The 22119-nt window shown below is 50.8% G+C and carries 22 protein-coding genes and 3 pseudogenes; all 25 read left to right on the top strand.

Annotated elements, in window-relative coordinates; genetic code table 11:
- Positions 1–3 precede the first annotated feature (3 nt).
- The 25 genes and pseudogenes from HF027_RS14150 (at position 4) to HF027_RS14025 (ending at position 21927) form a co-directional block, all read left to right on the top strand.
- Positions 4–672: an NADH:ubiquinone reductase (Na(+)-transporting) subunit D gene (locus tag HF027_RS14150; RefSeq protein ID WP_168016740.1), complete on the top strand. Its 669-nt coding sequence runs from the start codon at positions 4–6 to the stop codon at positions 670–672.
- Positions 673–1293 carry an NADH:ubiquinone reductase (Na(+)-transporting) subunit E gene (nqrE, locus tag HF027_RS14145; protein ID WP_168016738.1) on the top strand — a complete coding sequence of 207 codons (621 nt, stop codon included), beginning with the start codon at positions 673–675 and terminating at the stop codon, positions 1291–1293.
- A gap of 72 nt (positions 1294–1365) precedes the next feature.
- Positions 1366–2598 (top strand): NADH:ubiquinone reductase (Na(+)-transporting) subunit F, encoded by a 1233-nt coding sequence (nqrF, locus tag HF027_RS14140; protein ID WP_168016736.1) that lies wholly within the window; start codon positions 1366–1368, stop codon positions 2596–2598.
- A 293-nt stretch (positions 2599–2891) separates the two neighbouring features.
- Positions 2892–3146 carry a (Na+)-NQR maturation NqrM gene (nqrM, locus tag HF027_RS14135; RefSeq protein ID WP_168016734.1) on the top strand — a complete coding sequence of 85 codons (255 nt, stop codon included), beginning with the start codon at positions 2892–2894 and terminating at the stop codon, positions 3144–3146.
- A 60-nt stretch (positions 3147–3206) separates the two neighbouring features.
- Positions 3207–4598 (top strand): Si-specific NAD(P)(+) transhydrogenase, encoded by a 1392-nt coding sequence (gene sthA, locus HF027_RS14130; RefSeq protein WP_168016732.1) that lies wholly within the window; start codon positions 3207–3209, stop codon positions 4596–4598.
- Positions 4599–5031: 433 nt separating this feature from the next.
- Positions 5032–5820, top strand: coding sequence for a Wzz/FepE/Etk N-terminal domain-containing protein (locus tag HF027_RS14125; RefSeq protein ID WP_168016730.1), 789 nt, complete (start codon positions 5032–5034; stop codon positions 5818–5820).
- Between the two features lie 580 nt (positions 5821–6400).
- Entirely contained in the window at positions 6401–7630 is a 1230-nt protein-coding gene (locus tag HF027_RS14120; protein WP_168016729.1) for an oligosaccharide flippase family protein, read from the top strand.
- Positions 7631–7711: 81 nt separating this feature from the next.
- Positions 7712–7915, top strand: a complete 204-nt coding sequence (locus HF027_RS14115; protein WP_209316454.1) for a DUF1153 domain-containing protein — start codon at positions 7712–7714, stop codon at positions 7913–7915.
- Positions 7916–8349: 434 nt separating this feature from the next.
- Positions 8350–8463, top strand: a complete 114-nt coding sequence (locus HF027_RS15890) for an integrase core domain-containing protein (RefSeq protein ID WP_168016727.1) — start codon at positions 8350–8352, stop codon at positions 8461–8463.
- Positions 8464–8524: 61 nt separating this feature from the next.
- Positions 8525–9781: an O-antigen ligase family protein gene (locus tag HF027_RS14105; protein WP_168016725.1), complete on the top strand. Its 1257-nt coding sequence runs from the start codon at positions 8525–8527 to the stop codon at positions 9779–9781.
- 1 nt (position 9782) lies between these two features.
- Positions 9783–10094 carry a DUF1153 domain-containing protein gene (locus HF027_RS14100; protein WP_168016723.1) on the top strand — a complete coding sequence of 104 codons (312 nt, stop codon included), beginning with the start codon at positions 9783–9785 and terminating at the stop codon, positions 10092–10094.
- Between the two features lie 126 nt (positions 10095–10220).
- A pseudogene (locus HF027_RS15885) lies at positions 10221–11525 on the top strand (IS3 family transposase).
- Positions 11526–11556: 31 nt separating this feature from the next.
- Positions 11557–12084 carry a DDE-type integrase/transposase/recombinase gene (locus tag HF027_RS15660; protein WP_245184859.1) on the top strand — a complete coding sequence of 176 codons (528 nt, stop codon included), beginning with the start codon at positions 11557–11559 and terminating at the stop codon, positions 12082–12084.
- Between the two features lie 44 nt (positions 12085–12128).
- Positions 12129–12302: an integrase core domain-containing protein gene (locus HF027_RS15880; protein ID WP_425338676.1), complete on the top strand. Its 174-nt coding sequence runs from the start codon at positions 12129–12131 to the stop codon at positions 12300–12302.
- Positions 12303–12443: 141 nt separating this feature from the next.
- On the top strand, positions 12444–13211 hold the full coding sequence (locus HF027_RS14080) for a glycosyltransferase family 2 protein (RefSeq protein ID WP_168016719.1): 768 nt from the start codon (positions 12444–12446) through the stop codon (positions 13209–13211).
- Entirely contained in the window at positions 13201–14088 is an 888-nt protein-coding gene (locus HF027_RS14075) for a glycosyltransferase family 2 protein (protein WP_168016717.1), read from the top strand. Before HF027_RS14080 ends, HF027_RS14075 begins: the two co-directional genes overlap by 11 nt.
- A gap of 2 nt (positions 14089–14090) precedes the next feature.
- Positions 14091–15209, top strand: a complete 1119-nt coding sequence (gene gmd / locus HF027_RS14070; RefSeq protein WP_168016715.1) for a GDP-mannose 4,6-dehydratase — start codon at positions 14091–14093, stop codon at positions 15207–15209.
- Between the two features lie 2 nt (positions 15210–15211).
- The gene (fcl, locus tag HF027_RS14065) at positions 15212–16186 is read left to right on the top strand and encodes a GDP-L-fucose synthase (RefSeq protein WP_280730188.1); all 975 of its coding nucleotides are present in this window, start codon (positions 15212–15214) and stop codon (positions 16184–16186) included.
- Positions 16187–16191: 5 nt separating this feature from the next.
- Positions 16192–16692 carry a GDP-mannose mannosyl hydrolase gene (locus HF027_RS14060; RefSeq protein WP_209316453.1) on the top strand — a complete coding sequence of 167 codons (501 nt, stop codon included), beginning with the start codon at positions 16192–16194 and terminating at the stop codon, positions 16690–16692.
- A 25-nt stretch (positions 16693–16717) separates the two neighbouring features.
- On the top strand, positions 16718–18124 hold the full coding sequence (locus HF027_RS14055) for a mannose-1-phosphate guanylyltransferase/mannose-6-phosphate isomerase (protein ID WP_168016713.1): 1407 nt from the start codon (positions 16718–16720) through the stop codon (positions 18122–18124).
- Positions 18124–18909, top strand: coding sequence for a glycosyltransferase family 2 protein (locus HF027_RS14050; RefSeq protein WP_209316452.1), 786 nt, complete (start codon positions 18124–18126; stop codon positions 18907–18909). The genes HF027_RS14055 and HF027_RS14050 overlap by 1 nt, the downstream gene beginning before the upstream one ends.
- Positions 18906–19925: a UDP-glucose 4-epimerase GalE gene (gene galE, locus HF027_RS14045; protein WP_168016711.1), complete on the top strand. Its 1020-nt coding sequence runs from the start codon at positions 18906–18908 to the stop codon at positions 19923–19925. The genes HF027_RS14050 and galE overlap by 4 nt, the downstream gene beginning before the upstream one ends.
- Before the next feature lie 61 nt (positions 19926–19986).
- A pseudogene (locus HF027_RS14040) lies at positions 19987–20730 on the top strand (IS30 family transposase); the annotation flags it as partial.
- Between the two features lie 109 nt (positions 20731–20839).
- Positions 20840–21450 (top strand): annotated as a pseudogene (locus tag HF027_RS15655) (ISAs1 family transposase); the annotation flags it as partial.
- A gap of 165 nt (positions 21451–21615) precedes the next feature.
- Positions 21616–21927, top strand: coding sequence for a hypothetical protein (locus HF027_RS14025; RefSeq protein WP_168016705.1), 312 nt, complete (start codon positions 21616–21618; stop codon positions 21925–21927).
- The last annotated feature ends 192 nt before the right edge of the window (positions 21928–22119 follow it).

Genomic DNA, 22119 nt, shown 5'->3' with positions numbered 1-22119 from the left:
GACATGTCAGCCGCAACTCCTAAAGGCGTGCTGATCACGCCGATCTTCAAGAACAATCCGATCGCATTGCAGATCCTCGGTATCTGCTCGGCGCTGGCGGTAACCAGCAGCATGAGCGTATCGCTGGTCATGTCGCTTGCGGTGATCGCGGTGACCGCGTTCTCCAACCTGTTCGTCTCGTTGATCCGCAAGCACATTCCGTCCTCGATCCGCATCATCGTGCAGATGACCATCATTGCCTCGTTGGTCATCGTGGTCGACCAGGTGCTCAAGGCCTATGCCTATGAGATGTCCAAGCAGCTGTCGGTCTTCGTTGGCCTGATCATCACCAACTGCATCGTGATGGGCCGTGCCGAAGCCTTCGCCATGCAGAATGGCCCCGTGCTTTCGTTCCTCGACGGCGTGGGCAATGGCCTGGGCTATGGCGTCATCCTGATGATGGTCGGTTTCTTCCGTGAACTCCTGGGTTCGGGCAGCGTCTTCGGCATGACCGTGCTGACGCCGGTTCAGGATGGTGGCTGGTATGTGACGAATGGTCTGATGCTTCTGCCGCCGTCTGCGTTCTTCGTGATCGGGCTGTTTATCTGGGTGCTGCGCAGCGTGCAGCCGGAGCAGATCGAAGAGAACGAGTTCAAGATGAAGGAAAACACCAAGCCGAAGGAGGCCGTGTAAATGCTCGAACATTATCTCAGCCTGTTTGTCGCGGCGGTTTTCGTCGAGAACATGGCTCTGGCATTCTTCTTGGGCATGTGTACCTTCCTCGCCGTCTCCAAGAAGGTCTCGTCGGCCATTGGCTTGGGCGTTGCCGTCATCGCGGTGCTCGCCATCACGGTGCCGGTCAACAACCTGATCCTCACCTATCTACTTGAGGAAGGGGCGCTGGCCTGGACTGGCATCAGTGGTGCAGAGAACATCGATCTGTCGTTCCTTGGTCTTCTGAGCTATATCGGCGTCATCGCCGCTCTGGTGCAGATTCTCGAGATGTTCCTCGACAAGTTTGTGCCGGCGCTCTACAACGCTCTCGGCGTCTTCCTGCCGCTGATCACGGTGAACTGCGCGATCCTGGGTGGCACGCTGTTCATGGTCGAGCGTAACTACAACTTCGGGGAATCCGTCGTCTACGGTGCCGGTGCCGGTATGGGCTGGGCACTGGCGATCGCGGCGTTGGCCGGGATTCGTGAGAAGCTCAAGTACAGTGATGTACCGGCGGGCCTGCAGGGTCTGGGCATCACCTTCATCACCGTGGGTCTGATGTCGCTTGGCTTCATGTCCTTCTCCGGCATCCAGCTCTGAGGTTCTGTTTGGCTAAAGGACAGACCCTTAGGCAACGGTACCTCAGGCAACGAACACCAATAGGAACCCGACATGGTTGATACAAATGTCATCTTGCTCGGCGTGGTCATGTTCACCGTGGTCGTTATCGGCCTGGTGGCGATCATCCTGGCTGCCCGTAGCCGCCTTGTGAGCAGCGGCGACGTGACCATCGAGATCAACGGCGATCCCGATTACACCCTCAGTACACAGGCCGGTGGCAAGCTGCTGCAGACCCTGGCAGCTAACGGCATCTTTCTGTCCTCTGCCTGTGGCGGTGGCGGGTCTTGCGCCCAGTGCAAGTGCCGGATTCCTGAAGGCGGCGGGGCGATCCTGCCGACCGAGGAATCCGCGTTTACCATGCGCGAGAAGAAAGACGGCTGGCGTCTCTCCTGCCAGGTGCCGGTTAAGCAGGATATGAAGATCGAGGTCCCGGAAGAGGTCTTCGGCGTCAAGCAGTGGGAGTGCGAGGTCACCTCGAACCCCAACGTCGCGACCTTTATCAAGGAACTCAACCTCAAGCTGCCCGAAGGCGAGGAAGTCGACTTCCGTGCCGGTGGTTATGTGCAGCTGGTGGCGCCGCCCTATGACGTCAAGTTCTCCGACTTCGATATCGAGGAGGAGTACCGGGGCGACTGGGAGAAATTCGATCTGTTCAAGGTCTCCCACAAGAGCGACGAGGAAGTCATTCGTGCTTACTCGATGGCCAACTACCCGGAAGAGTATGGCCTGCTCAAATTCAATATTCGTATCGCCACACCGCCGCCGGGCACCGATCATCCGCCGGGCCTGATGTCGACCTATGTCTTCAGTCTGAAGCCGGGTGACAAGGTTCAGGTGATGGGGCCCTTCGGTGAGTTCTTTGCCAAGGACACCGATGCGGAGATGGTCTTCGTGGGTGGTGGTGCTGGCATGGCCCCCATGCGTAGCCACATCTTCGATCAGCTCAAGCGCTTGAACTCCAAACGCAAGATTTCGTTCTGGTATGGTGCCCGCTCCTGGCGCGAAACCTTCTATAACGAAGAATTCGATCAGCTTGCCGAAGAGAACGAGAACTTCGAATGGCACCTGGCGCTGTCGGATCCGCTCCCTGAGGACAATTGGGAAGGCGCGACTGGCTTCATCCATAACGTACTCTACGAGGAATACCTCAAGGACCACCCGGCCCCTGAGGACTGCGAGTACTACATGTGTGGGCCGCCCATGATGAATGCCTCGGTGATCAAGATGCTCGTGGATATGGGGGTCGAGCCTGAGAACATCGCCTTGGATGATTTTGGCGGCTAAGGCTTTCCCTACCGGTTGAGTCTTGCCACCGAAGCAGGCCAACGCGATACGGGGCTGGCCCACTGGGCCGGCCCTGTTGTCTTGTTTCGGTCTCTTTATTTATCCGTTACGACAATCCAGTAGGCGTACATGACCGTGGACGTGCACGGATAACTGTCACCTCGCCTGGCGGCATCGGGAATGATGTGTCATCAGCCGAGGTCACAGTGATAGCGACATTCATTCACCCCCCACCGGCTACCTCGCTTAAGTGTCGACAATAGTTACGACAACAGGTGGTCAAGGAGACTCCCATGACGATTTGGTTCCTGGTATTCGGTTTCATGCTGCTGTTAATGGCCGCCATGGCCATCGGCGTCATTCTCGGACGCAAGCCCATTGCCGGTTCCTGCGGCGGCCTCAATAACCTGGGCCTCAAGAATGGCTGCGATATCTGCGGAGGCAACGACAAGACCTGCGAGGAAGAGAACAAGAAGGCGGCCAGTGCCCGTCGTACCAGTGACGAGAGTCGCGGCGCTGACTTGGGCTACGACGCCACTCGGCGCTGAGCCGGTTGCTGCTTTCAGTCAGGACACCTAGAGGCGGGACCCACAACGCGAGGAGCAATGATGGCAGTTCATAATTACGACGTGGTGGTGATCGGTACCGGTCCCTCGGGCGAAAGCGCCGCAATCAACGCCGCCAAGCATGGCAAGCGGGTCGCCATTATCGAGAAGCAGCAGGCTGTTGGCGGCAACTGCACGCACTGGGGCACCATCCCGTCGAAGGCGCTGCGCCATCAGGTCAAGCAGATCATGTCCTTCAACACCAACCGCATGTTTCGCGATATTGGCGAGCCGCGGTGGTTCTCGTTTCCCAAGGTCCTGCAACGCTCTCAGGTGACCATCGACCAACAAGTCGAGATGCGCACGAATTTTTATGCGCGTAACCGCATTGATTTGTTCTTCGGTGTGGCCCGCTTCAAGGATGAACACACGCTGCTGGTACGCGACAACCAGGAAGGTACCGAGGAGCTGAATGCCCAGAAAATTGTCATCGCCACCGGCTCGCGTCCTTATCGTCCTGCGGATATCGACTTTCGTCACGAGCGCATCTACTGTTCCGACACCATCCTCGGCTTGTCGCATACCCCTCGGACACTGATCATTTTCGGTGCCGGTGTTATCGGTAGTGAATACGCTTCGATCTTCTCCGGGCTCGGTGTGAAGGTCGACCTGATCGACTCAAGGGAGCGCTTGCTATCCTTCCTCGACGACGAGATTAGTGATGCGCTGTCCTATCATCTGCGTCACCACGGCGCCTTGATTCGCCATAACGAAGATTATGACCGCGTTGAGGGTGATGAATCGGGTGTTGTCGTGCATCTGAAGTCTGGCAAGAAGCTGCGTGCCGATGCTTTCCTGTGGGCCAACGGTCGTACCGGCAATACCGATCAGCTGGGCCTTGAAAACATCGGCCTGGAAGCCAATGGTCGTGGCCAATTGCAGGTCGACAATCACTATCGCACCACGATTGCGCATATCTATGCGGTGGGCGACGTGATTGGCTGGCCGAGTCTTGCCAGTGCCGCCTACGACCAGGGGCGCAATGCCAGTGATGACCTGCTCGACGAAGACTTCCGTTTCGTGGATGACGTGCCGACCGGGATCTATACCATTCCCGAGATCAGCTCGGTGGGCAAGAACGAGCGTGAACTTACTGCCGCCAAGGTCCCATATGAAGTCGCTCAAGCGTTCTTCAAGGATACCGCCCGTGCCCAAATTACCGGCGACACCGTAGGCATGCTGAAGATTCTTTTCCATCGGGATAGCCTGGAAATCCTCGGCATCCACTGCTTTGGTGACCAGGCCTCCGAGATCGTACATATCGGGCAGGCGATCATGCAGCAGGAAGGGGAGGCCAATAGCCTCAAGTACTTCATCAATACCACCTTCAACTATCCGACCATGGCCGAGGCCTATCGGGTGGCGGCGCAGAATGGGTTGAATCGATTGTTTTGATTAGCCTGTAAATAAATATAGAAGCAAAGGCCCCAGTTTATGGTCGGGGTTTTTCGTTTCAATTCTATAAAAAAATGATTCTCAATAACGTTTGTTGTATAGCTCTTCAAGCAATTTCAGCCGCCAATGGGAACATCATCATTGCCTGCTGCGATAAGCTAAGTAGGGCCTCGGTGGCGTGACTTTCATGTTCGAAAAGCGTATGCATCAACGCCATAGACATCAGATGCGGAATAGCTATTCGTCCCGCTACCTTTTCTAACGATAGTGATATAGAGCTTCGTGGACAATCAGCATACAATGAGTATGCTGTTGGAAATTTGCGTAAGCTAATGTGAATCATAGGGTTAGGGAATAGCCCAGGTAATCCCCGGGCGGTAGCGTGCCCGCTCGCCACACAAAATGAAATGCTAATCAACTGGTAGCCTTAGCAATGACAGAGCAGCGCCTCTCACACGATGACGAAATTTCCCTAGTCGACCTCGCCGTTATTCTGGTGCGCCGTTGGAAGGCAATGGCCATTATCTTTGCGGTTGTGGTGCTTGCGGCCTTGGTCTATGTACTATCTACTACACCGACCTACAATTATGTATCGATATACGAAGTCGCTGAACAAGCGGCGGTTGGGGAGGAGAGCTCTGATCGTGCACTTGAATCAGCAAACACGGTCATCGCAAAAGCGCAGAGCCTGTATATGGCACCATCGACACGTGAACTACTAGAGCAAGCTGGAATTGAATCTTTACCATTTTCTGTAGAGATTGCGACACCGAAGGATACACAGTTGGTGAAAATCACCTCTCAGGCATCCGAAGACGAAGCGCCTCTCGTTGAAGAGATGCATAGCTTGCTGTTAACGAGAATTGAAAGCAATCAGCAAGAATTGGTGGATCGTCAGCGGGCGAGCCTTAAGGATCGATTGGAAAGTCTGCAAGCATCATTAGCCACTGCTGAACAATCTACATCGTCCGGTGGCAGCGACCTCCTTACTAGCTATACTGACCAGATTGAGGTGACCAAGGATCGCCTAGATTTTTTAAAGAATGGTCGAGTGGCTCAGACAGCCGTTCAAAGCTTGGATGAGGTAGGAACGAGTCGTGTGTTAATCATGGCTTTGGCTCTTATACTTGGTGTAATGCTTTCGGTAATGGGTGTTTTTTTGTTGCAGTTTGCAAGTTTAGTCTGTATGAGGCTAAAGGAAAATCATGAAAAAAATAATTGATAAGCCTCATTATCGTTGGTTTTGGATAGAGTGAAAGTTATCGACGAAGCCTCACAGGAATGTGAGGCTTTTTTGTAAAAAATGACTTCCTCGGCGAAACGGGAAAAGCAAAAAAATTGGGTTTCCTAAGGTGTTTAGTCGCACATTATTAAAAGCTGACTTGTTCGTAGGATGTTTAACGCCGATCTTGTAGCTGTTTTATACTGTATGTCCATAGCGCCTGGTGTTGCGGGGACTGTAGTTTCTTGTGGTGTCTGTTTTTTTGTACTATGGGCTGATGATGGGTTTCTGAGTTTTGGACATCCTACTGTTTGGCTTTTAAGCTCAATTTTGAAGAAAATTTGAAGTTTGAAATTTGTCCTGTCGCAGAGTGCGAGGCGAAGAGTTTGGTTGAACCTGTAGTTAGGTAGTAGGGTAGAAGAAGTTCTTGAATAACCTGAATCGGATGTAAAAAGAATCTAATGAGTGTTTGCGAGTTGCAGAATTGTTTCTGCATGCTTTTTCACTAGGTTAATAAAAACCGATATGAGGTTTTATGTAATGGATGTTGGTTTTTTAATATGGAATGGGTGGCAGTCTAATGACGGCTAAGAATAATATTAAAAGCTTGGCAGTATCAGAGTTTTTTAAAATGTCCTTGGTTGCTATGCCTATGATTTTGCAGCCAGTGCTAGGCTTTTGTTTTTTAATTTTAGTTGCAAACTCCACTAGTGTCCAAGAGTATGGGGCTCTTTCGTTTGCGATTGTATTAGTATCGACGGTTGTCTCTTTTTCCGATCTTGGCTTGAGAGACTATTTGTTGAGTTCGAAGGGGATGAGGAGTGGTAGTTCTAGTTTAGAAAGCTTGGTCGGTCCGGTTTTTTTCATCACGATTTTTCTTGTTTCTTTATGTGTTGTTTATCTATATGTAGGTGGTGGTGGAAAGCAGCTTTTCCTTGCTAGTCTTCCGGAAATATTGGCTTTAGGTGTTTTCCATAAATGTCTCTTCTTTGTTCATCAGAAAGACTCTATTCTTGAGGGTTTTTCAAAATTAGATAGTTTAAATAAAGCAGCTATTTTCTTGGTAAAGATGGTAGTTTTGGTGATGACGGAAGACCTGTTCCTAGCAGTTCTTTCAGGCTCGTTTGTGGGTTTTGTTTTATATGGCGGGTGGCTCTTTTGTGTGGTTAGTAGAATGAAAGGGCCTCTTATTAGCTTTTTTTTTAATGTGGGTAAAATCACGTTAATCATTAGGAGTTGGAGAGAGTGGCTGCCGTTTAGTATTTCATTCTTTTCTTTCTTCTTGTATTTTCACTCTGATAGGTTTGTCGTAGAGGCTTTTCTCGGGGAGAAGGAGCTTGCCATATATGCTGCTGCTTATTCTTTTATAGCAGTAGGCCAAATTGCAGTTGGTGTGGTGTGGTCTCTTTATATGCCTAAAGTTTCTCAAGGAATAGAACCTTTCAGTAAGCTTGAAATGAAAAAAGCTTCTTTTGCTATTTCCTTGGTGCTTTTGGTTTTTTATCAAGTCTTTGCCTGGTATGGCTTTGAGTACTTATACCCAGATGGGTTTGAAGAATCCCCTCTTCTTTTATCTATATTGTCGTTGTTTTTTATTTTTCGTATGCCTAATGTCGTTAGTGAAATGTATTGGGTGGCAAATGATTTAGTCGGTAAATTTGTTAGGATAAGATTGATTGCTGGTGTTTCGAATGTGGTTTTAAATATTCTCTTTGTCCCTGCTTTTGGTCTGCATGTTGCAGCTGTAACAACTGTGTTGTCGGAAGCTATGGTGATGTTGTTTGTGTATTTTCAGGAAAAGAAAAAGTAATGGTTTTTTAGTATTTTTCAGACAGTCTGAAGTGACCCCCTCCAGAGCTGCACAGGCTATAGTGCAGCTCTGGAGGACAGTATGAGTGACGATAACCCTATCAAGCGATGGACCGCGAAGCGCAAAGCTGCCGTGGTCATGGACATCTTCAAGGGCAAGACCACGGCCGCTGAAGTCGCTCGCCACTATGATCTCACCGTCTCCGAGGTCGAGGGCTGGATCGATGAGGCCCAGCGGAGCATGGAGAACGGGTTCAAGGCCCGCCCCAAGGACATCCGTGAGTAGTACGAATCTGAACTCCGGGAGACCAAGGAGGCACTGGGCGCGGCCCATCTGCAGATCTATGCGCTAAAAAAATTCAAGCGCCTGCTCGACGAGGACGAGAACTCGTAAGGTCGCTGCAGGCACAACTGGCCGAGGAAGGCCATGCGGTATCGCTCGTTAAGCTCTGCTGCTGGTTAGGGCTTCCCAGGCGAAGTCTGTATTACCGGCCCAAGCCGCGGCAGCGCGCCATCAATACCGATCTGGCAGCGCGGGTGAAGCTGACCCTAGAACGGTTCCCTACCTATGGCTATCGCCGACTGGCGTGCATCCTAGGTGAAAATCGCAAGCCAATCCAGCGCATCTTGCAGCTCAAAGGTTGGCAGGTACGCAAGCGGCCTAGGGCTTCCGCCCTCGCGCCAGGAGTCTACCGTCTGTGCCTCGAGGCTTGGTGAGCGATGGGCCAAGCCAGGGTCGTGATCGATCGCTGGATCCGGTACTACAACGAAGAGCGGCCACATCAGTCTCTGGGCTATGTGCCACCCCGAGCACACCCGACATTAGCCGCGTAGGGTGTGCAGAAACCAGGGGGTCATTACAAGTCTTTCTTAGAAGAAAAGGCGGAAATCTGACATGCAGTTAAATGGTTTGTTTAAAACAAGAGAGTTGTTTTTTGCGGTGCTTTTCTTCCTGATAGTGAACCAGAGTTTTTTCAATTTTGCTTTCGAGAATGTTGGTTTTGACTATTGGAAACAAATAATAGCGCCTGTATTCCTAGTGCTTATTTTCTTTGCTGTGAAATTGAAGAAGGGGTTGTTAAGGGAGACGCATGTTATCATATTGCCATTTTTCTTCTTGTATGCTTTTCTGGCTTATGGTTTTTTCGCGTTTCTATGGGAAGATGTCTCTTTTACTTGGTTTTTTTATAGAGCTATTGGTTTTATTTGGTTTATAATTCCGTTGCTGTTGATGATGTATGCTAAGAAGAAGGTTGAGGTTTTTAAAGTAGTTTCCTATATATGCCTATTTATAGGGTTTGGTGTTATCGCAGACGCGTTTGTTGACTTTTGGGATGTCTTTAAAAGTGTAGAAGTTGATGCTTCTTCTGGCGTTGCCGAAGGGGTGGTGGCAAAAAGGTCCGACTTTTTTGTTGGTTCTAGCAGTAATTTGTTTGTAATTTTATCGCTACCACTGGTTTTTTACCTATCTGATATCCCTGTTTTTAAGCGAGGTATGTTGGTATTTTATATTTTGGTGTCAATCTTTGCGATATATTTGTCAGGTTCAAGGCTCTCGCTAATCCTTTTTATTTCTTTGGTTTCATTCGGCTACTTATTTCACTATAAAAAAATTGCCTCCAAGCTGTTTTTTGCTTGCTTGTCAATTACATGTCTAGTGCTAGTGGTTTTGTTTGTGCATGAGCAATTGTCTGAGCTTAGAGTTTTTCAGGTTCTGGATCCCAGCGATCCAGGAAATAGAGGGAGATTAAGATATTATTTCTGGTTTTTCTCAAACTACCAAGATTTTTCGGAGGTTGAAGCTTTTTTTGGCCATGGCATAGGCTATTTACTGACTGAGAGTAATGCTTACCCATCGATACACTTTGAAAGTTCATTGATTTCTATGTTGATAGAGGTTGGTGTGTTTGGGTCATTTTTATTTTATTTGGTGTTTTTCTTGTATCTGGCTTGTTTTTCGTCAGCAAAGATTGCGCGTCTTTGGTTTTTGTTTTTATTTCTTACTACAGTTTTTGTCCCTGCTTTTCTTAGTTATCAGATTATGTTTTGTATGGGATTAGTCTTTTCCTTAAAGATTGTTAAAGGTGACGTGCAGTCTGAAGTGACCTCCTCCATAGCTGCACAGGCTATAGTGCAGCGATCAGGAGGATGAGATGAGCAACGAACCTACCGTCAAACGCTGGACCGCCAAGCGCAAGGCCGCCGTGGTCATGGACATCTTCAAGGGCAAGACCACGGCCGCTGAGGTGGCTCGCCAGTATGATCTCACCGTCTCCGAGGTCGAGGGCTGGATCGATGAGGCCCAGCGCAGCATGGAGAACGGATTCAAGGCCCGCCCAAAAGACATCCGTGAGCAGTATGAGTCCGAGCTTCGGGAAACTAAGGAGGCGTTGGGTGAGGCCCATCTGCAGATCTATGCATTAAAAAAGTTTCGCCGCCTGCTCGACGAGGACGAGAACTCGTAAGGTCGCTGCAGGCGGAATTGGCCCAGGAGGGCCATGCGGTATCACCCGTCAGGCTGTGTCGGTGGTTTGATCTTGCCCAGCAACAGTGGACATCCCGTTAAGGAAGTACACTGAATGAGGTGTCCTATGGCTAGGCAAGCTACTCCGATGAAGAAACAACGTACCCATTACTCCGATGCCTATCGCGAGGAGGCACTTTCCCTCGCTGATCGCGTAGGCGTCACCGCCGCTGCTCGTGAGCTGGGGTTACAACCCAGCCAGCTTTACCAGTGGCGCGCTAAGGTTCAGCAGAAAAAGAGTTCGTCTGAGCGTGAGCAATCACTAGCGGATGAAAACGCCCGGCTGAAGCGGCAACTCGCTGAAATGTCGGAGGAAATGGCCATCATAAAAAAGCGGCGGTGTACTTCGCGAAAAACCTGAAGTGAAGTACACCTTCATCCACGGCCATCGTCATACGTTCCACATCCAGCTAATGTACAAGGCGCTTGGCGTCGCGCGCAGTGGCTACTATGGCTGGTGTAAACGGGGTGGCACACCCTCCCTGAGGCGCCGTCAGCAGGCTGTTCTCGACCAGCGAGTGGCGGAGGTTTTTCAGCGGCGGAGAGGACGCTCAGGCGCTCCCAGGTTGGTACTGGATCTCATCGACGACGGTCTGTCCGTGAACCGCAAGACGATCGCCGCTAGGCTTTGTCCGAAAAGTCGACGAGCGAAGGATAGACAAGGCAAAAATCAGCGAAAAAGCGGAGTTTACAGGCCGTAAATGAGTATTTTGAGCTGATTTTTAACGCCGTATAGCCGAGCGCAGACACTTTTCAGACATGGCCTAGCCTGCAACGCCAGGGACTTCGCGCCAAAGCGGCACGCAAGTTCAAGGCGACGACGAACTCGAGGCACTCTCTGCCGGTGGCCCCTAACCTGCTGGAACAAGACTTTACCGCCAAGGCGCCCAACCAGAAATGGGTCGGCGACATCACATACTTGGCGACCTCTGAGGGATGGCTCTACTTGGCGGTGTTAATCGACCTCTACTCGCGCAAAGTGATCGGGTGGGCCATGAGCGAACGGATGACGGCGGATCTGGCGGGTGACGCCCTCAAAATGGCGTTGTCGCGCCGAAAGTCGCCCCAGGGAGTGATTACCCATTCCGATCGCGGCAGCCAATATTGCTCAACTCTGTACCAGACACTGCTCATGAAATATGAACTCACGGGCAGCATGAGCGCCAAAGGCAATTGCTACGATAACGCCTGTGCCGAGAGCTTCTTCCATAGCCTGAAGGTTGAGGCGATCCATGGTGAGCGTTTCGAAACCCGGAATGCCATTCGGCGGCAAGTGTTCGAGTACATCGAGATAGACTACAACCGGCAGCGCCGGCACAGTGCGATTGGGATGATCAGCCCAGAGGCCTTCGAGGCCCGAATGATCGCTTAGATCGGTGTCCACGATTGCTGGGTAAGATCAGTTGGGGCTTCCCCGTCGGACTCTCTACTACCGGCCCAAGGCACGACGCCGTGTGATCAATACCGACCTGGCAGCTCGTGTGAAGCTGGCCCTGGAGCGCTTCCCCACCTATGGCTATCGCCGACTGGCGTGTGTGCTGGGTGAGAACCGTAAGCCGATCCAGCGAATCCTGCAGTTGAAGGGCTGGCAGGTACGCAAGCGGCCGCAGGGCTTCCGACCGCGTGCCAGGAGACTACCCTCAGTGGCCTCACGACCTGATGAGCGCTGGGCGACCGATCTCACCCATGTGTGGTGCGGTAAGGATCGGCGGGCCAGCTTGGCGGTCATCATCGACTGCTGCACGCGTGAGATCCTAGGCTGGCGGTTATCGGACAATGGCAGCAGCAAGACCGCAGAGGCCGCGCTGGAAGAGGCCCTGGTGCATCGATTCGGCGCTTTGGGCCGGATTCATCAGCCTTTGGCGTTGGGGTCCGACAACGGCCTCGTCTTCAGCAGTCGTCATTACACGGCCACAGTGAAGGCGGGCTGACTCAAGAGTTCACGACGCCCTACACGCCTGAGCAGAACGGCCTTGTGGAGCGCTTTTTCCGATCCTTGAAGGAAGAGTGTATCTGGCAACACCGCTTTGAATCGCTGGGCCAAGCCAGGATCGTGATCAGCCGCTGGATCCAGTACTACAACGAAGAGCGGCCACATCAGGCTCTGGGCTATGTGGCACCCCGGGCACATCTCGCATTAACTGGATGAGATGTGCAGAAAACAGGGGGGCATTACACGCAGCCCTAAATGAAGCCGACCTATTTGCGCAGCGTGTTGTCAATCACAAGGTGTCCAAAAAGTAGAATTAATTTATCAATCAATCAATATTATTTTTAAAATAGAGATCCTATGTATCCTTTTTTTTCTGTAGTGACAGTCGCCTTTCAAAACTTAAGTGGGCTGAGACGCACTTTCGAATCTACGAAGATGCAAGATTTTGGAAGTTTTGAGCACATTATTATTGATGGTGGGTCTCATGATGGAACGTTAGAGTTTTTAGAGTCGATTGATTCCCCAGCTGTTACCGTTATTTCGGAAAAAGATAATGGCATCTACGATGCGATGAATAAAGGGCTGAAGTTAGCAAGGGGATCCTATGTTATCTTTATGAATTCAGGTGATGTCTTCCATGAAGAAAATGTTTTGCGCAAGGTTTATGATGCAGTTTCAAATGAGCGATCATATCCGGCGGTTGTTTATGGAGGAGCCTGTGAAAATCATGGTGCTGAGTTAGTAGTAAAGCCAGCGAGAAATTTATCAAAAATTTCATATGGTATGGTTGCGCATCATCAGGCTATGTTTTTTAACGCTCAATCCCTAGAAGGCGAGATTTACGACACTGAATATTCGATAGCTGCAGATTATGATCTTTTCTGTAGGGTGGTTCGGAAAGATGATCACTGCCTGAAGTTGGACTTTGTCATATGCGATTTTGAAGTTGCAGGCCTTTCTGGGGAAAAGTATATAGCAGGGGCTGTTGAAGCCTTTAGTATAAAGAAAAGAGTTCTTGGGTTGTCATTTCCCGCTAGGATGTTTTTTTTAGTTGTATCTGTGTCGGCAAATATAGCACGACGAAATTTCCCTAGAATCTATGGTTGGATTAGGTATGCACGCTAATAAAATAGTTGCCATTATCCTAACTAAAGATGAAGAGTTGCATCTAGCTAGATGTGTTGAGTCTTTAAAAAAAATAAACGCAAAAGTCGTAGTTGTTGACTCAGGGTCGAGCGACTTAACCTGTAAGATAGCGAAAGAAAATGGATGTGAAGTCTATTTCAATCCATGGGTTAATTATTCACATCAGTTTAATTACGCACTCAATAATTTTGTTGGGGGCGCTGACTGGGTTTTTAGAATTGATGCGGACGAGTATATAGACGATCAGTGTGCAGAGAGTATTTGCAAGAAAGTTGAAGATGAGAGTGTGAATGCTATCTATCTTAATAGATATATCTGCTTCAAAGGGCGCCTATTAAAGCAGGGTGGGATGAGTAAGTACTATATGCTTAGACTGTGGAGGGGGGGGCTTGGTTATTGCGAAAATAGATGGATGGACGAGCATATTGTTGTTGAGGGTGAAAACTCGTCGCTCTGTGATGGTAAATTGGTTGACGAATCATTAAAACCTTTTGGGTGGTGGCTTGAAAAACATGTCGGGTACGCAAAAAGAGAAGCAGTCGACGTGTTAAATCAAAAGTTTTTTTTATTTCGGGAGTCAGCCGGGGTAGGGAAAAATTCAAAGACTCGTTTTTTTAAAAAAATATTTAATATTCTTCCAATTTACATTAGGTCTTGGGTTTTGTTTTTTTACCGCTATGTGATTCTGGGGGGGTTCCTTGATGGGAGGCAAGGTTATGAGTGGGCTTTTATGCAGACATTGTGGTATAGAAACTTAGTCGATATGAACGTTAAAGATGTTTTGGAGTACATGAGAAAGTTTGATGTCTCATGTTCTGAAGCAATCCAAGAAAAGCTCGATATAAAGGTGGTGTGAAGATGAAGAAAGCATTGATTACAGGTGTTACCGGTCAGGATGGCTCTTACCTCGCAGAGTTTCTTCTTGAAAAAGGTTATGAAGTTCATGGAATAAAGCGCCGCGCTTCTTCGTTTAACACTCAGCGGGTGGATCACATTTATCAAGATCCGCATGTCCATAATCAAAACTTCGTACTGCACTATGGTGATTTGTCTGACTCGTCGAACCTGACAAGAATTATCCAGCAAGTGAAGCCGGATGAGATATATAATTTGGCGGCTCAATCACATGTTGCGGTGAGTTTTGAGTCTCCTGAGTACACTGCTGATGTTGATGCGCTTGGAACGCTTCGTATCCTTGAGGCGATTCGGTTGCTAGGTTTAGAAAAGAAAACTAAATTCTATCAAGCTTCTACTTCAGAATTGTTTGGTGAAGTCCAAGAAACACCTCAGAGAGAGACCACACCTTTCTATCCGCGCTCCCCTTACGCCGCGGCCAAGCTGTATGCTTACTGGATAACTGTAAACTACCGTGAGTCCTATGATATGTATGCATGCAATGGCATACTTTTTAATCATGAATCCCCGCGTCGTGGTGAAACCTTTGTTACCCGAAAAATTACCCGAGGTCTAGCCAATATCGCTCAAGGACTCGAAGGTTGCCTTTACATGGGCAATATGGACGCACTGCGCGACTGGGGGCACGCCAAAGATTATGTTCGCATGCAATGGATGATGCTGCAGCAAGAGACCCCAGAAGACTTCGTGATAGCGACTGGGAAGCAGATTTCTGTTCGTGATTTTATACAATTAAGTGCTTCTGAGCTTGGTATCTCGCTCCGCTTTGAGGGGAAGGGGCTTGAGGAGCAAGCGGTTATTGATAGTATCGATGGCGAACTGGCTCCTGGAAGAAAAGTTGGTGATATCATCGTTAGAGTTGATCCACGTTACTTCCGTCCCGCCGAAGTCGAAACTCTACTAGGCGACCCAGCCAAAGCTAAAGATAAATTGGGCTGGGAACCGGAAATAACGGTGCAGGATATGTGTTCAGAAATGGTTGCTGAAGATTTGAAAGTTGCCCAGCGTCATGCTCTTCTTAAGAAGCATGGCTACGATATTCCGGTCCCGGTGGAGGGGTAAACGTGTCAGATTATCTAGGTCTACCAGTTTTCGTGGCTGGACATCGTGGAATGGTCGGGTCTGCTATCGTGCGCCGGCTCAAGGCGCTGGGCTATCGCAATATTCTTACTGCCGACCGTGGTGAGTTAGATCTTACTGATCAATCTCAAGTCCAAGCCTATTTTAATCGCCATGCTATCAGTCAAGTTTACCTTGCTGGGGCTAAAGTGGGCGGTATCCAGGCCAATAATAGATACCCTGCAGAATTTATCTATCAGAACTTGATGATTGAGGCAAATGTCATCAATGCAGCCCATCATGCTGATGTGAATAAGCTATTGTTCCTGGGATCCTCTTGTATCTATCCGAAGTTGGCCGATCAGCCATTGCGAGAGGAGGCGCTGCTTACCGGTACTTTGGAACCCACTAACGAACCATATGCCATTGCTAAGATTGCGGGAATTAAACTCTGCGAAAGCTACAATCGCCAGTATGGGCGCGACTATCGTAGTGTTATGCCAACCAATCTCTATGGGCCAAATGACAACTTCCATCCCGAAAATTCGCATGTAATTCCAGCGTTATTACGTCGGTTCCATGAAGCCAAAGAGCAGGGCGAAAGTGAGGTCGTAGTATGGGGAAGTGGCACGCCGATGCGTGAGTTCCTTCATGTTGACGATATGGCTGCGGCTAGCGTGCATGTTATGGAACTTGATGGTGCGACTTATGAAGCCAATACTTCGCCGATGCTTTCGCATATCAATGTGGGTTCCGGGCAAGATTGCACCATCCGGGAATTAGCCGAGACCGTGAAGCTGGTGACGGACTTTGAAGGCGAACTCTCCTTCGATGCAAGCAAGCCCGATGGCGCTCCACGCAAGCTAATGGACGTCTCGCGACTAAACACGCTGGGTTGGCAGGCCAGTATCACCTTGAAGGATGGTTTGTATGATGCTTACCGGTGGTTCCTTGATCACCAAGATCGATTCCGCGGTTGATTGCCATGTGTGAGATGCAGTTTAACCGCCAAGGTTGGTTGAGTGATGATGCTTTTCTCCATGTTATTGCTCATACGCCTTTGGTTTCGCTTGACTTTGTAGTGACCAACTATCGTGACGAGTGGCTACTAGGTCAGCGTGTAAACCGCCCGGCCCAAGGTAGCTGGTTTGTACCCGGTGGGCGGGTTCGCAAGGGAGAGACGCTCGAAAGAGCAACGGTACGTCTGACAGCCGGCGAGTTAGGACAAGCCATTGGTCTGGAGCACATGCACTTTCTTGGTGTATATCAGCATTTTTATTCCGACAGCATGCTTGATCCAGAGGTGCCAACGCATTATTTAGTGTTGGCTTATCAAGTAACCCTAGAGTTGGAGGTTGAACATCTGCCACGTCAACAGCATACAAAATATCGCTGGTGGTCGCCGCATGTCAGCTTTGACGATGATACGGTACATGCCAATACGCTGGCCTATAAGCCGGCTGTATCGGTACTCACTCAGAACTAATATTTTCTGAACACGGAGATTCACCATGATCACACCCGTCATCATGGCCGGGGGTACTGGCTCGCGGTTGTGGCCACTGTCGCGGCAGTTGCGCCCTAAACAGTTCCTGCCGCTCACAGGCGAATTCAGCATGCTGCAGGAGACTCTCAAGCGCTTGGCCCCCATGGAGCATCGGGAGCCACTGATCATTTGTAACGAGGAGCATCGTTTCCTCGTGGCGGAACAGGTGCGCCAGCAGGGCATTACTGATGCCCACATCCTACTCGAGCCGGAAGGTCGTAACACCGCTCCGGCAATTGCGCTGGCTGCCTTGCAGGCGGTGGAAAAGGAACCCGAGGCACTACTGCTGGTATTGGCCGCTGACCATCTAATCCAAGACGTCGCGAAGTTCCATGAAAGTATGAATTATGCTCGTCAGCTCGCTGAGCAGGACCAGTTGGTCACTTTCGGGGTGGTACCAACCCATGCCGAGACCGGCTATGGCTATATCCAGCGTGGCGCAGCGCAGCATGATTTCGGCTTCAAAGTCAAGCGTTTCGTTGAGAAGCCGGACCGGATTACCGCTGAACACTACCTAGCTACCGGCGATTACTACTGGAACAGTGGCATGTTTTTGTTCTCGGCCAGGCGCTACTTGGAAGAGTTGTTGCGGTTCCAGCCTGCCATGGTGGAAGCCTGTCGTGCTGCCCTGGATGGGGCTAGTCAAGATCTCGACTTTACTCGACTGGACGCAGAATCATTCAAGGCCTGCCCGGCGGCATCTGTTGACTATGCGGTGATGGAACACACCGAGCATGCCAGTGTAGTACCGCTGGACGCAGGCTGGAGCGATATTGGCTCTTGGTCGGCGTTGTGGGAGGTGAGCGAGCATGATTCACAGGGCAATGCCTGCCAAGGCGACGTAATGCTCCACGATAGCCACAATCTGATGGTGCATGCAGATCATCGGCTGGTGGCCACGGTAGGAGTCGAAGGACTAGTAGTGGTGGAGACTAAGGATGCCGTACTGGTCGCCCATAAGGATAGGGTTCAGGAAGTAAAGCAGATTGTCGCACGCCTCAAGGCCGAAGGTCGTAGTGAGCAAGCAAGCCATCGAGAAGTCTATCGCCCTTGGGGAGTTTACGACAGTATTGATAGCGGGGAGCGATATCAGGTCAAGTGCATCACAGTGAACCCAGGCTCTAAGCTTTCGGTACAGATGCACCACCATCGCGCTGAACACTGGGTAGTGGTATCAGGCACAGCTAAGGTCACCATCGGCGAGACAACTCGTCTTATTAGTGAGAACGAATCGACCTATATCCCTATCGGCCAGGTTCATGCCTTAGAGAACCCAGGCAAAATTCCTCTGGAACTGATCGAGGTGCAGTCAGGTTCCTATCTAGGCGAGGACGATATTGTGCGATTCAACGATCGCTATGGGCGCTGCTGATGAGTAAACCATTGAAGATCTCCGTGATCACTGCATGCTTCAACAGCCAAGCGACTATCGGTCAGGCCATTGCCAGCTTGAAGCAGCAATCTTGGTCACAAGTTGAGCATGTGGTGATTGATGGAGCTTCGAAGGATGATACCGTGGCCGTTGCTCGGAAAACTTTGGGGATGGGTGATGTGCTTATTTCTGAAGCGGATCGAGGCATCTACGACGCCCTGAATAAGGGAATCGATCAGGCTAGCGGCGAGGTATTAGGGTTCCTGCATTCCGATGATTTATACGCTCACGACGAGGTTCTGGCAAAGGTGGCTGCCTGTTTCGATGACCCAGCGGTGGGCGCGGTCTATGGCGACCTGCAGTACGTGGATGCACTGGATACTGACCGGGTAATCCGCCACTGGGTTTCTGGCGCTTTCAGCCAGAATAAGCTCAAGCGTGGCTGGATGCCGCCGCACCCGACTTTCTTCATGCGTCGTGAGCTTTATCGGGAACTGGGTGGTTTCGATCTACGCTACCGTATCGCCGGCGACTATGATGCGCTGCTACGTTATCTCGCCAGCGAGAAGGTCATGGCAGCCTATCTGCCTGAAGTCTTGGTAAAAATGCGCGTGGGTGGGGCCAGCAACGGTAGTCTGATACAGATCGTGCACAAGTCGAAAGAAGATTTCACCGTTATGCGCAATAATGGCGTCAATCCTTTAGTGGCCTTGCCGTTCAAGAACCTCTCTAAGCTTCCACAATTTCTGGCTAGAGGAAAAAGTAAGGCAAAGGAAATAAAATGAGTATTCTGGTCACCGGCGGGGCCGGTTATATTGGTTCGCATACTGTCGTGCAACTGTTAGAGGTTGGCTACGATGTTATAGTTTTGGACAGCTTGGTCAATGGCTCACGTGAGGCGTTGCACCGAGTAGAGACTATTACGAGTAAATCTGTGAGGTTTGTCGAAGGCGATGTGCGTGATCGTCCATTGTTAGACCGATTGTTTGCCGAGTATGCCATTGATGCAGTAATACATTTCGCTGGACTAAAGGCCGTAGGTGAGAGCGTGGAACAGCCACTGGCTTATTATGACACCAACATGCATGGTTCGCTGGTGCTTTGCCAGGCAATGGCAGCAGCAGGAGTGTACAAAATTGTGTTCAGCTCCTCGGCCACTGTCTATGGACCGGATGCACCAGTGCCCTATATAGAGACAATGCCTAGGGGGAGCACGTCTAACCCCTACGGCAGTTCTAAGTCGATGGTAGAGCAACTTCTCATGGATCTATCCCGAGCGGATGAGCGGTGGTCGGTTTCACTTCTGCGTTACTTCAATCCCATCGGTGCTCATCCTTCAGGTCAGATCGGTGAAGATCCTCAGGGTATACCGAACAATTTGATGCCGTTCATTGCACAGGTGGCTGTGGGGCGGCGCTTGGAACTTTCGGTCTTCGGCGACGACTACTCTACCGAGGATGGAACCTGTGTGCGTGACTACCTACACGTGATGGATCTAGCGGATGGGCATGTGGCCTCTCTTTCGAGCCACAGGCAGCCGGGCGTCCATATCTTCAATCTTGGTACTGGGCAGGGGGTCTCGGTACTAAAGATGATCAAGACTTTCGAGCAGGTTACTGGCCAGAGTGTGCCGTATCGAATTGCACCTCGGCGTGAAGGTGATATTGATGCCTTTTGGGCTGATGCCGGGAAGGCCAAGCGAGAATTGGGCTGGTGGGCTAAGCGCGGGCTTGAGGAGATGCTGCGCGATACTTGGAGATGGCAGAAAAATAACCCCCATGGCTATCTCAGTGTCAAATGATAACAACTTGGCCACAAATTCTGAGTGCAACACCTGACCGAATCGGTAAGGTGTTGTCTCCATGTCATATTCTGAACTCTGCATCGAAGAACGTGCGACGATCTAGGTCAGCCTCGCGCAAGGCTTGAGCATCAGGCAGGTGGCGGCTCTGCTCGAGCGGTCTCCATCGACGATCAGTCGAGAGATACGCCGCAATGGATCGTCTGATGGCCGATATCGTGCGCCAAACGCGCAACAGCGCCGCCAGGATCGCCGAGCCGTCTATCGGCCAAGGCGCAAGCTACTTCCTGGAAGCCCTCGGTTCGCCTTGATTCAGCACATGCTGCGTCGGCGCTTGTCCCCCGAGCAGATCAGCGGCAAGCTCAAGCATATGAATATCCCTGACCTCCGAGACGCCTACGTCTGCCGTGAAAAGATCTACAGCGCTATTTATGCGTTGCCCGTCGGAGAGCTACGAAAAGAGCTGTTCCGCTGCTTGCTGCAAGGAAAAGCGACTTGCAAGCCGCGGCGAGGGCAAGTCGATCGGCGCAACCAGATCCCTGATATGGTCAGTATTCACCTCTGCCCTCCCGAGGTGAAAAAGCGTGAATTCCCCGGGCACTGGGAAGACGACCTGATCAAAGGCAAGGGCAATGCATCGGCTGTCGGCACCCTCGTCGAATTGAAAAGCAGTTACCTGATTCTGGCGAAGATGAACGATGCAACCGCCACCGCTGCCGTGGAAGGCTTTAGCGCTGCGCTGAACCGAGTGCCATTGGCTGCACGGAAGAGCATGACGTATGATCAGGGACGCCAGATGACGCAGGGAAAACGCCAGGGAAAACGCATGAAAAACCGCTCTACGACGGGCTTCGTAGCGCTTTACCAGTAGGAGCTAATGTGGTCATCTAACGCCTTTTGCTCATGGATGACCCATGCTGACACCGTCTCTCATGCACCATTTATCGATCGTTCCCGACTTCCGCCAGGCTTGGAAAGTGCAGCATCAGCTGTCGGATATCCTGTTTCTGACCGTCTGTGCGGTGATCTGTGGTGCCAAGGGCTGGGACGAAATCGAAGATTTTGGCCACGCAAAACTGGATTTTCTTAGCCAGTACGGCGATTTTGGTGCCGGAGTTCCTAGTCACGACACGTTGGCCCGGGTGATGGCCCTGGTGAGTGCCGAGCAGTTGCAGTCGACTTTCCCGAGTGGATGAAGGCCTGCCATGACGTCACCGATGGAGCGGTGGTGGCCATTGAGGGCAAGACACTGCGCGGCTCGTACTGCCGAGGTAAGGGGAAGGGCGCCATCCACATGGTCAGCGCCTTCAGCGCGGCAAATGGGGTGGTCTTGGGTCAGGTCAAGACAGCGGAGAAATCCAACGAGATAGCGGCCATTCCGGAGCTGCTCAAGCTACTGAACCTACAAGGATGCCTGGTGACCATCGATGCGATGGGTTGCCATAAGAAGATCGCCACGCAGGTCCTTCAGAAAGGTGCTGATTACCTGCTGTCGGTAAAGGAAAATCAGCCAGCCCTAGGCCATGTCTGAAAAGTGTCTGCGCTCGGCTATACGGTGTTAAAAACCAGCTCAAAATACTCATTTACTGCCTGTAAACTCCGCTTCTTCGCTGATTTTTTGCCTTGTCTATCCTTCGCTCGTCGACTTTTCGGACAGAGCCTAGCTGACGCGTTTGAGGCAGCGTTCCCTATGGCCGAGGTGGTCAACTTCGAAGGGGATGCCTATGTCACGGATGAGAAGAACCGGGGCAGGCAAGAGACGCGTTATCACATTGTGAGCGATCTTACTGAAGACTTTCAGGAGCTTAGCTACGAGTGGCCAGGGTTAAAAACGGTGGGTGTGGTCATGAGCTTCCGCCAAGAAGGTGATGAGGCCCCGGAAGCACCGATGATCCGCTACTACATTAGCTCCGCCCAGTTTAGCGACAAAAAGCTGGCCGAAGCGGCCCGCCAGCACTGGTTTGTCGAGAGTGTGCCGCAGGCACAGAAATCAGCTGCATAGGACGGTGGCTGACTATGGCATAAGCTCATGAAGAGATGGTGGTAGGCCCACCGAAGTCTGCTGTAGGAAGCCGGCTTCAAACCACCTCAAGCGGCTCCTGTTAAAAGCACGGGTCGTGAGCGTTGGGGAAACGTCAACCAATGAGTTGGCAGGTATGGTGCAGAGAGATGAGTTATCCCGAACCCATGTTGA

It is taken from the genome of Halomonas salinarum, assembly GCF_012062845.1.
In the GTDB taxonomy this organism is placed as follows: domain Bacteria; phylum Pseudomonadota; class Gammaproteobacteria; order Pseudomonadales; family Halomonadaceae; genus Onishia; species Onishia salinarum.
The sequence above is the reverse complement of the archived record's forward strand: the minus strand, read 5'-3'. Positions and strand labels throughout refer to the sequence as shown.

Bases quoted from the DNA above. Each gene is read 5' to 3' on its own strand.
- HF027_RS14150 (WP_168016740.1), top strand. From the start codon at position 4: ATGTCAGCCGCAACTCCTAAAGGCGTGCTGATCACGCCGATCTTCAAG.
- nqrE (WP_168016738.1), top strand. From the start codon at position 673: ATGCTCGAACATTATCTCAGCCTGTTTGTCGCGGCGGTTTTCGTCGAG.
- nqrF (WP_168016736.1), top strand. From the start codon at position 1,366: ATGGTTGATACAAATGTCATCTTGCTCGGCGTGGTCATGTTCACCGTG.
- nqrM (WP_168016734.1), top strand. From the start codon at position 2,892: ATGACGATTTGGTTCCTGGTATTCGGTTTCATGCTGCTGTTAATGGCC.
- sthA (WP_168016732.1), top strand. From the start codon at position 3,207: ATGGCAGTTCATAATTACGACGTGGTGGTGATCGGTACCGGTCCCTCG.
- HF027_RS14125 (WP_168016730.1), top strand. From the start codon at position 5,032: ATGACAGAGCAGCGCCTCTCACACGATGACGAAATTTCCCTAGTCGAC.
- HF027_RS14120 (WP_168016729.1), top strand. From the start codon at position 6,401: ATGACGGCTAAGAATAATATTAAAAGCTTGGCAGTATCAGAGTTTTTT.
- HF027_RS14115 (WP_209316454.1), top strand. From the start codon at position 7,712: ATGAGTGACGATAACCCTATCAAGCGATGGACCGCGAAGCGCAAAGCT.
- HF027_RS15890 (WP_168016727.1), top strand. From the start codon at position 8,350: ATGGGCCAAGCCAGGGTCGTGATCGATCGCTGGATCCGGTACTACAAC.
- HF027_RS14105 (WP_168016725.1), top strand. From the start codon at position 8,525: ATGCAGTTAAATGGTTTGTTTAAAACAAGAGAGTTGTTTTTTGCGGTG.
- HF027_RS14100 (WP_168016723.1), top strand. From the start codon at position 9,783: ATGAGCAACGAACCTACCGTCAAACGCTGGACCGCCAAGCGCAAGGCC.
- HF027_RS14080 (WP_168016719.1), top strand. From the start codon at position 12,444: ATGTATCCTTTTTTTTCTGTAGTGACAGTCGCCTTTCAAAACTTAAGT.
- HF027_RS14075 (WP_168016717.1), top strand. From the start codon at position 13,201: ATGCACGCTAATAAAATAGTTGCCATTATCCTAACTAAAGATGAAGAG.
- gmd (WP_168016715.1), top strand. From the start codon at position 14,091: ATGAAGAAAGCATTGATTACAGGTGTTACCGGTCAGGATGGCTCTTAC.
- HF027_RS14060 (WP_209316453.1), top strand. From the start codon at position 16,192: ATGTGTGAGATGCAGTTTAACCGCCAAGGTTGGTTGAGTGATGATGCT.
- HF027_RS14055 (WP_168016713.1), top strand. From the start codon at position 16,718: ATGATCACACCCGTCATCATGGCCGGGGGTACTGGCTCGCGGTTGTGG.
- HF027_RS14050 (WP_209316452.1), top strand. From the start codon at position 18,124: ATGAGTAAACCATTGAAGATCTCCGTGATCACTGCATGCTTCAACAGC.
- galE (WP_168016711.1), top strand. From the start codon at position 18,906: ATGAGTATTCTGGTCACCGGCGGGGCCGGTTATATTGGTTCGCATACT.
- HF027_RS14025 (WP_168016705.1), top strand. From the start codon at position 21,616: ATGGCCGAGGTGGTCAACTTCGAAGGGGATGCCTATGTCACGGATGAG.